The following is a 10,141-nucleotide window of genomic DNA, read 5'->3' on the forward strand; positions in this document are numbered from 1 at the left end:
AATGATTTTTGGGTTTAGGATTTAGTTTCGAATCTTTGGAAGATAAACAACAAACAATTTCTATTTTTGTATCCTAAAATGACATTTGAATAATGGAAAATTGGATCATCAGAAAAATAGAAAAGAAAGACAATCCAGAGGTAGCACAATTAATTCGGGCAGTTTTTGACGAATTGAACATTCCAAAAGTAGGAACTGCTTATGCCGATCCATATTTGGATTTGATGTTTGAGGAATACAGTAAACCAAAATCAGCGTATTTTGTGGTGGAACATAAAGGTAAAGTCATCGGTTCCGCCGGAGTGGCGCCACTTGAAAACGAAGCTGAAACCATTTGCGAATTGCAAAAAATGTATTTCTTGCCGGAAGCTCGAGGTTTGGGAATTGGAAGTCAAATGATGGAGAAATGTTTGCAAAGCGCCAAAGATTTTGGGTATGAAAAATGCTATCTCGAAACGATGCCTTTTATGCTTGATGCCCAAAAACTCTACAAAAAAGTGGGTTTTGAATATATTTGTTCGCCAATGGGAAGCACGGGTCACGTTTCTTGCCCGGTTTGGATGTTGAAGGAATTACGTTAACTCATGAGTACGAAAATTAAGGATTACAGGACCCAATTCATACAAGAACTTTCGCCAATTTACGATGTTGGCGAAGCGGAAAGTTTTTTTTATTTGATTTTGGAAGAAAAGCAAAAATTAAAAAGAATTGATTTGGCCTTAAATCTCGACTTGACTTTTTCCAATGAAGAAATCCAACTTTGGAATTCGATTTTGGATTCTTTAAAAGAAGAAATTCCGATTCAATATTTATTAGGAAAAACTAGTTTTTATGGTTTAGAATTTGAAGTCAATGAAAATGTGTTGATTCCAAGACCTGAAACGGAGGAATTGGTCGAATGGATTATTTCAAATCCACAAATCCACAAATCCACAAATCCACTTCGAATTCTCGATATTGGAACGGGAAGCGGTTGCATTGCTATTTCATTGGCAAAAAATATTCCGAATGCCCAAGTTTTTGCCATCGATGTTTCTGAAAAAGCTTTGGTTACAGCCCGAAGAAATGCAGAAATCAATGAAGTAAACGTTACTTTCCTCGAAAAAAATATTCTTGAAACAGATGATTTAGAACAGCAATTTGACATCATCGTTTCCAATCCGCCTTATGTTCGAAAATTGGAAAAACAGGAAATCAAGAAAAATGTTTTGGACAATGAACCTCATTTGGCACTTTTTGTTGAAGATAATGATGCCCTGATTTTTTATAGAAAAATAGCGGAATTGGCACAAAAAAACGGGTCTCCAAACGGACAATTATTTTTCGAAATCAATCAATATCTGGGAAAAGAAATGATGGAGTTACTTGAAAAAATGAGTTTCAAAAACATTGAATTGCGCAAAGATATTTATGGGAATAATAGAATGATGAAAGCAGAATTTTGATTTCAGATTTTTTGAAAACTGATTTGTCAATTCCTTTATTCGTATCGCAACGCTTCAATTGGATCAAGTTTTGAGGCTTTAATGGCTGGATATAAACCAGAAACTATTGCCACGGCAAAACTGGTTGCAAAAGCAGCTATAATGGCTCCCCAAGGTATTACAAAAGCAAAATCCATCGCTGATGCAAAAGCAAAACCCACCAGAATTCCTAAAATAATTCCCACTAAACCACCCATTTGACCAATAAGTAACGTTTCTATAAAAAACTGGAATGCAATGGTGCTTTTTTTGGCTCCTAACGCTTTTCGAACTCCAATTTCTCGAGTACGTTCGGTAACCGAAACAATCATGATATTCATCAAAGCGATTGACGAACCAAGAATGGTGATGATACTAATTAGCCATGAAGCCATACTTAGGTATTGTGTCATACTAAGGATTCTATTTATCAAATCATCGCTTCGCACGACGGCAAAATTATTCTCCTTCACGGGACTCAATTTACGAACTCTTCGCATCGTGCTATTGGCATTGTCAATGGCTTGGTCCAGCATTTCTTTCTGGGCTACCATTATGCTCATCGTGTAATTGATGTTGGGTGCTGTAAACAAGGAACGCGCGACTTGAATTGGAATCAAAACCCTTAAATCTTGGCTGTTGCCAAAGGTGGAACCTTTCTCTTTTAGGACTCCAATAACTTTAAATTTGGCTCCACGAATCGAAATTATTTTGTCTATAGGGTTTACATCTTTCAATAATCCTTTTTGAAAATCCGAGCCTACGATGCAATTGTAAGTATTATTTTGGATGTCAAATCCAGTAAAATTTCTGCCTAAACTGGTTTCTAAACCTGAGTTTATCAAAAAATATTCGTCAACTCCCACGATAGTGTTTTCTGGATCTGTTTTAGTGGATTCGTATTTAATTTCGGCAGTTGAAGTTGCAGTAAAAGAAATAGAAGTTTCGGTAAAAGGATAGCTGTATTTGTTTTTAAAAGCCGTCGCTTCGGGATAGGAAATAATGGGATTTATTATTTCTCTTTCGCCACCACCGCGCCTTCGAGAGGTATTTTCGTATTGATTGATGTTAAAAGTATTGGCTCCCATCGAAGCAAAATCAGAGGATAGTGTGTTTTCTAAAGCTGAAACAACTGTCAGGATTCCTACCAAAGCGGTAATTCCAATAGCAATAATCAACACGGTAAGAATGGTACGCAACAATTGGGTTCTGATTGAACCTGTTGCAATTCGGACGTTTTCTCGGAATAATTTAAACATAGTGCCTATTTGACACGAAATTACAATTTTTGTTACAAGTTTGTTTTAGAAGAGGTGATATTTATTTTAAAAACAAGATATTTGCAAAACGAAATACGAAGTAAGATATTAGAAATACGAAGTAGAAATACTTGGAATTTTTGACTTTTAACTTCTGATTTCTAACTTCTAACTTTAAAAAATGGCATCAAAACCGAGCATTCCAAAAGGAACCAGAGATTTTTCACCCGCTGAGGTGGCAAAACGTCAATATATAATAGCAACCATAAAAAGTAATTTCGAAAAATTTGGTTTCCAACCCATAGAAACACCTTCGTTCGAAAATTCCGAAACCTTGATGGGAAAATACGGGGAAGAAGGTGATAGATTAATCTTCAAAATTTTGAATTCAGGCGATTATTTGGCTAAAGCCGATGCTGCATTGTTGCAAAATAAAGAAAGCAATAAATTGACTTCAAGTATTTCCGAGAAAGCTTTGCGTTATGATTTGACCGTTCCTTTTGCCAGATACGTGGTGCAACACCAAAGCGAAATTGAATTTCCATTCAAAAGATACCAAATACAGCCCGTTTGGCGTGCCGATCGTCCACAGAAAGGGCGTTTTAGAGAGTTTTTTCAATGTGATGCCGATGTTGTGGGATCAAAATCCTTGTGGCAAGAAGTTGAATTGGTGCAATTGTACGATTTAGTTTTTACACAATTGGGATTGGAAGGCGTGACGATTAAAATCAATAACCGAAAAATCCTTTCGGGAATTGCCGAAGTCATTGGAGCCAAAGATAAATTGATTGATTTTACGGTCGCTTTGGACAAACTCGACAAGATAGGCGAGGACGGCGTGAAAAAAGAAATGATCGAAAAAGGAATTGTAGAATCAGCGATAGAAAAAGTACAGCCTTTATTTAATTTCACTGGAACCATTTCGGAGAAAATAGAAAAACTATCAGCTTTATTGACTGAATCTCAAGAAGGATTGAAAGGGGTTGAAGAGTTACGATTTATATGTGACAACGTGACTAATTTGGGGTTGAACAAAGCGATTTTAGATTTGGACGTGACACTTGCTCGCGGATTGAATTATTATACAGGAGCCATTTTTGAAGTGGCTGCACCAAAAACGGTTTCAATGGGTTCCATCGGTGGTGGCGGAAGATATGATGATTTGACCGGAATTTTTGGTTTGAAGGATATGAGTGGCGTGGGGATTTCTTTTGGGTTGGACCGAATTTATTTGGTTATCGAAGAATTGAATTTATTTCCGGAAACCGTGACTTCAACGTCAAAAGCATTGTTTATCAATTACGGCGAGAAAGAGGCTTTTTATTCGATGCAAGCCATCACGAAATTGAGAAGTTTTGGATTAAAAGTGGAATTGTATCCTGATAATGTAAAGGTTGGAAAACAATTTCAGCACGCTGATAAACGTGGTATTCCGTTTGCAGTAATCGTTGGAGAATCCGAAATGAATGAAGGAAAATTTGCTTTGAAGAATTTAGTTTCCGGTGAACAAGTTTTGCTTGATTTTGAAGGATTGAAATCGGCTTTGGCTTAATTATAGTTTTTAACATAAACAAAAATACCTCGAATTTCGAGGCATTTTTTGTTTCTAAAAAAGGATTTATTTCTTGGCGCAGCAACTTTTTGCTTCTTTTTTGCACTTAGCCATTTCTTGTGCTGTACATTTTTTTCCTTCCGCTTTGCAAGTCGCTTGACATTTAGCAATCTCTTCGGGAGTCATTTTTGCACAAGTGGCATGTTTAGCGCAGCAATTTTCTGCTTTGGCAACCGGTTTTGTTTGTTGTGCACTAGCACTAATCGTGAATAAAACAATTGCTAATGCGGTGAATATTTTTTTCATTATTTTTTTGTTTAAAAGGTTTTTATTGTTGATTTTAATTTGTGAATAATCTTAAATTCGCTATCAAATTTACAAATAAATGTTTGGATGTGTAACAGAATTAAATTAAGATTTCCTTAATAAAAGTATTTATTTGTGTTTAGTTTACGATTATTTTTTTACTGCTTTCTCCCTTGGAGGTTTTGACTTTTACAATATAGATTCCAGAACTTATGTTTTTAATTGGAATTTGGATATTAGTTTGTTCTTTGTCTTCAACATCCCAATTTGAAATGGCTTGCCCCAACATATTGAAAAGTGAAACTGTATTTACGGTTGAATCCGCGATATTGTTTTTGATGATTAATGTTTTATAATTATTGGAAAATAGTATTATTATTCCATCATTTAAATCTTTTTCAACTACATCGAGAGTTTGTGTTTTATTTTCAAATTTCAAGGAGAAGCGTTTGTTATAAGTGCCTACCGCGAGCGTTATTTTAAAATCACTGTTTTGAAGGTCGTGATAGGTATCGGTTAGATTATCGTGTAAATAAATTTTGGTGCTCGAGGAAATGTTTTCTAGTTCATCAATTTTTATCGTGATTTCACCTTCATTTGCCACAACAATGCCTAAAGGAATAATTCGGTCAGCATTAAAATCAGGAACACCTTGAATCACGAATTGACTGTCATTGATTTCCCAATACATGTCGTTTTCATTAGTGTCATACATTGGGGCATCATAGCCAATGTCATAAAGCGTGGTTGTGTTTGGGTCAGTCCCCACCAGTAATTGACGATGTGCTCCAATTGATGAATCATAACCCAATCTTATTTTTGGTTTTAGGATTGTATTTGTTTTGGCGGTTGGTCTTTTTTTCATGAAGATGGAACTTGATTCGCGCTCTCTAACAAATGCGCGTTGGTTGTTTTTGAAGAGGATTGGTCCTCCTTGAACAGCAATTGGTATTTGTGGACCTGATACTTCAGTATCTATATAACCGTCAATAAAAAAACCTTGTCCTACGGGAATATAGCGTTTTGGTATTTTAGATCCATTGGCTCCATCATTTGAATTTAAAGGGCTGTTGTTGATTGCCGCAACTCCACCCATTAGCGTATATGTTGCATATCCCCCTTCGTATTCGGCTAAATAGTGATTGTCAGTTACGCCAAAGTGATCCCAAAAATAAAGTGCTCCACTGAATGAATTTACGCTTGCTCTACATCCTGAACAATCTTTAAGGTTGTCTTTTATAAATTCATCTGCATCAAGTGCTGATGGATATGGGTTTCCTATTAAATAACTGTTGTCTTTAGTCAAGTTAAGGGTTATTGTTCCTGAATTTGGTTTTCCTATAAAAGAATAATTTTGTGCATCTGTTAAAGGAGCTGTTCCACCGGTTCCTTTCATGGTATAGGCTTCACCAACTTTTAATGTTCCATTGCTGGTAACATGATACCATTGATAATAATTTGCCCATTCATCACCACCAATTATTGTGGAGTTGTAAGACCATATCCATCGGTCAGTGATTTTTATGGGATCAGATATTGGTGTATCGGCAAAATCAAAGGCAGTTCCAAAATTTATAGTTTTGGGAGCTGCTGAATTTGTTCCATCTTTTATGATATTTTTAATTGTATAAGGCATATTGTTTACACTTCCTTGGATGGTGCTTACAGGTGAGGACCAATAATTGTAATTGAAACTGTTTTTTTTGCCTTGTTGATCGCGTTTGATAAATCCTGTACTTGTTGCGTCCAAAACACTTTCGCTGAACTGTGTGGTTATAAATTGGTCGGATGCATTATATGCTCCATATCTTTTTTCCAATAATTGGGATTCCCCCACTAAATCTATATTGCCATTTAATTTTAAATAATGGGTTATCCATAAAGATTGTCCGTCATTTTTTTCGATAGGAACGGTGATTGTAGGGTCTGCAATTGTTAATTTCCCGGCTGTTGAAATTAAACCTAAAACGGTAATGTCTTTATTTCCGGAACTAATATTGTGTGCTGTTTGTACAATGTTCCAATCTATAGGAGTGCCATTATAACCAGTGCTGTTAGGGTAATCCCAAACAGAATCGCTGTATTTCCATGGGGTTGTTCCAGTGCCTCTATCCATCCAATTTCCGTCTCTTATTGAGACATAAGGCAAAGGAGCGGTTTCTTCCTGGGAACTCGTAATATTTCTTAATTGGCCATCAACGCCTTTTCCTCCAAAAGGTTTAAGATATCCGCAATTAATGAAGTCCATACGATAATAACCGTTAAGATTTGACCACGATATTGGTTGGTCATCAATTCCATCTGAATTGGCATCAGGACCTTTGATGTCAATAGGTATTATTTCTCCTCGAACGGCAGTTCCATTATTAGTAATTTGTTGGTTCATCATTTGTCGAACATGATCAGGACTTAAACCTACATTCCAAATTCGTAATTCATCCATCCATCCTGAAAAGTGATTTACAGGTTTATTAGGAGTGTTTCCTGTTTGATCCATTGCACCTGCAATACATGCAAAATTATTACTTATTGGTGCAGAACCAGCAGCGTTTATAACTTCAATTCCGTCTACATACAATCTATAAATTGAACCAGTATAAGTTACGGCAATATGATACCATCTACTGGTAGTTAATAGGAATGGAGAAGTCATTTTACTTCCATTATTCCAATTAAAGGACAATGTGTTTCCAACAAGTCTTAAATCATAACCGTCAACAAGATTGTTGGCATTTCTTTTGGATATAATGGTTTGAATGGTGCTAGGAGGACTGGCTGGTTGTGGATCTGGTTTTACCCAAACTTCAATACTAAATGGAGTTGGATTATCATTGCTATCTCTAAATTTATAGTTGTTTTTAAAAGCAATATAATCGTTAACACCATCAAAATCGATTACTTTACAACTTTTCAATGTTACTTGAACATCACTAAAGCAACCTGAAACATCTAGTTTCCATCTCAAAGTGTAATCCCCTTCATCTCCTGAAAAAGTTGAGGTTGGACTTTTGGTGTCCGAAAAGCTATAAGTTCCACATGCATTTGAAGCAGTAACCACGGACCATGTTCCTGTTGCTCCGGTGCCTGGGTCATCACTAAAATCGTTGAGTGCTAATGGATAGGCACCGTTAGCCTTGTTTAAATCAGCTGATTTAGTGTTGTCATACGCATTAAGATTTACTGTTCTTTCTCCACACTCTGCATTGGTGTATCCCTGTGCTTGTCCAGCATAAGCATAATTTACTTTTACAGTGGCTAGAGCAGTTCCATCTGGATCGTAGGCTCTACAACCGTTAATTAGATTTGTTGCTCCATATTGGTGAACACCCGGAGCAGATGGAATAAAAGTATAAGCAACTTCTAATTTGCCTTGTATAATATATTCACCTGGATCGCCAAGTCCATCGGTCCATTCGATAATATCACTGTAAGGTCTAACAGGAATGGTAATATTGTCTATAGCCCAAGCACTTTCGTCTGTCGTTCCAAAAAAGGTCCATTTTACCCTTACATTATCATTTCCAATATAATCAGATATGTCAAAAGAGGAATTGTCGTTTGCGAACATATAAGAATTAGCAGTTGAAGGTGGATGATTTTGCCAGTCCCATGTAAGTGGCGGGTTTGTTCCTATTAATTCTTGTAAAGTGATAGTATAAGTGGCTCCACCATCTAATGACAACTCTAATTTGGCATAATCTCCAGCATGTAGATTAAAAGCTTGGTCAAAGTTAACTGAAGCAGTTTGTAGTCCTACAAGGCTAAATATTGGTGTTTCCAGAGTTGTTGGGCCTACGCCAAACCTGGAAATGTAATCTGCACTATTGTAATTCCCGTGTGCCATTCCAAATTTCTTGCCTTGTGCTCCATTGTCATATTTTATTACATAGAGTGTGCCTACGTTTTTATCATCATTGGTTCCTGTCCAGTTGTTGACTTTTGTGTTATTTGCTGCTGCCGTCCAAGCCGTTCCTGCCACTACATCGTCAATTTTCCATTGTGTAGGATCCCATTTGTCAGGGAATTGTCCTTCATTGAAATCACCTCCATCCCCTATTGCCACTGTTGAAGAATATCCGCTGCGAGCTATCAGTGAAACAGTTTCATTTAGACAAATGTTAAAATCTGTTTGGTCTAAAATAGGAGGAACATCAGGAGGAATTGCATGTACATTTAGCATATTCGAATATTTTGTACAATTTCCTACTTGTACCAGCACTCTAAATAAAGTGGATTTGGTGTTGTCATAATCAAAAATAATATTATACGAATTAGTGGTATTTGGAACTACACTCCATGACGCGTTTCCTGCTTCAAATTTTTCCCAACGAACGATTGTGCCTATTTCTCCAGACAAATTTATTGTGATGGGGTTTATTTTATCAGGACATGAAGTGATGGCAATATTATCACTGGGAACAGCTGCAGGAATCAAATCAGAAAGATAACCTAATAGAGTTCCTCCCGAAATTGGAGGAGCTGTTAACGTGATATTTTGGGTTTGGGTTGTTGTATTTCCATTTCCGTCATTATATGTCCAAGTAATTACAGTTGTACCTATTGTTGTTATTGGGAAAGGAGTCGTTGTTGTGCCAGTTATGAGTCCTTTGCAATTATCATTTGCAGTAGGCGGAGTTAACGTCTCTACACTGCAATTTGTAACTGGTATTAAAGGCAAACTAGCTATGCTTGGCACAGGAGCAATGGTGTCATCTATAACTACATTTTGAGTTACAATGGTTTCGTTATTGCTACTGTCCTTAAATGACCAAATTATTGAGCCATTTCCTTGTTCGTTAAAAGTCCTGCTATCACTAGTTGTAGCGGTTACCGAGCCATCACAATTGTCTGTTGCCACAGGGAAAGGAACTGTTATGCCACATTGGGCATTTATTGTAGACAGAGTAGGGGCAACTGGTTTTACATTATCGGTCACGGTCACGGTCTTTGTTCCCGTAAAAGTATTTGCTGGTGTTGCTCCATCAGTTACGGTATAAGTGATTGTTGTTACTCCTTTGTTGAAAGTATGAATTCCCACTTGGCCTGTTGTTAAAGCTTTTACGGTGGCGCCACTCAATGTATAAGCAATCGATGAACCAGAACAATTATCTGTAAAACTTGCATCTATTATCGCAACTGAAGCAGTGCAAGTTCCAATGGTGGTATTGGCAGACTGATTTGAGCCTTGCGCCAAGGTCGGATTAGTGGTGTCTTTAACGATTATTGTAAAAGAAGCGGCTGCCGAATTTCCAGCTGCATCAAAAACAGTATAAGCAATTGTTGTAGTCCCCAAATTGAAAGTATATGCGCCAAGATTATTTATTCCAGTATTTGGTGATGAAGCAACTGTAGCACCGGTCATTGTCCAAATTAATTTTGTAACGGCGCAGTTGTCAGTTGTTATTGGAGCACCAGAAACGACGCCTGTAGCTGTACATGCAATATTAGTACCTGCTGTGACATTGTTTGGAGCTGTAATGGTTGGAATTTCATCATCCGTAACGGTCACGTTTTGGGTGCAAGTAGTTATGTTATTTGCAGCATCTTTGACGGTCCAAGTT

The 10,141-nt window shown here is 36.9% G+C and carries 6 protein-coding genes; 3 read left to right on the top strand and 3 right to left on the bottom strand.

Features of this window, described 5'->3' with window-relative positions:
- Positions 1-92 precede the first annotated feature (92 nt).
- The gene (locus C0430_RS08860) at positions 93-581 is read left to right on the top strand and encodes a GNAT family N-acetyltransferase (protein WP_290868374.1); all 489 of its coding nucleotides are present in this window, start codon (positions 93-95) and stop codon (positions 579-581) included.
- 3 nt (positions 582-584) lie between these two features.
- The gene (prmC, locus tag C0430_RS08865) at positions 585-1,445 is read left to right on the top strand and encodes a peptide chain release factor N(5)-glutamine methyltransferase (RefSeq protein WP_290868376.1); all 861 of its coding nucleotides are present in this window, start codon (positions 585-587) and stop codon (positions 1,443-1,445) included.
- A 35-nt stretch (positions 1,446-1,480) separates the two neighbouring features.
- Here prmC and C0430_RS08870 read toward each other — a convergent pair whose 3' ends face one another.
- Complete coding sequence (locus C0430_RS08870; RefSeq protein WP_290868380.1) at positions 1,481-2,722, bottom strand: ABC transporter permease; 1,242 nt, start codon at positions 2,720-2,722, stop codon at positions 1,481-1,483.
- 181 nt (positions 2,723-2,903) lie between these two features.
- Here C0430_RS08870 and hisS point away from each other — a divergent pair, with 181 nt between their 5' ends.
- Entirely contained in the window at positions 2,904-4,274 is a 1,371-nt protein-coding gene (gene hisS, locus C0430_RS08875; protein ID WP_290868383.1) for a histidine--tRNA ligase, read from the top strand.
- 66 nt (positions 4,275-4,340) lie between these two features.
- On the opposite strand, the gene C0430_RS08880 is transcribed toward hisS, so the two are convergent.
- Both C0430_RS08880 and C0430_RS08885 read right to left on the bottom strand, forming a co-directional pair.
- Positions 4,341-4,580: a hypothetical protein gene (locus tag C0430_RS08880; protein WP_290868387.1), complete on the bottom strand. Its 240-nt coding sequence runs from the start codon at positions 4,578-4,580 to the stop codon at positions 4,341-4,343.
- Positions 4,581-4,719: 139 nt separating this feature from the next.
- On the bottom strand, positions 4,720-10,141 hold a 5,422-nt coding region (locus tag C0430_RS08885), incomplete at its 5' end, for a LamG-like jellyroll fold domain-containing protein (RefSeq protein ID WP_290868389.1).

The organism is Flavobacterium sp. (assembly GCF_013823965.1).
Taxonomy (GTDB): Bacteria; Bacteroidota; Bacteroidia; order Flavobacteriales; family Flavobacteriaceae; genus Flavobacterium.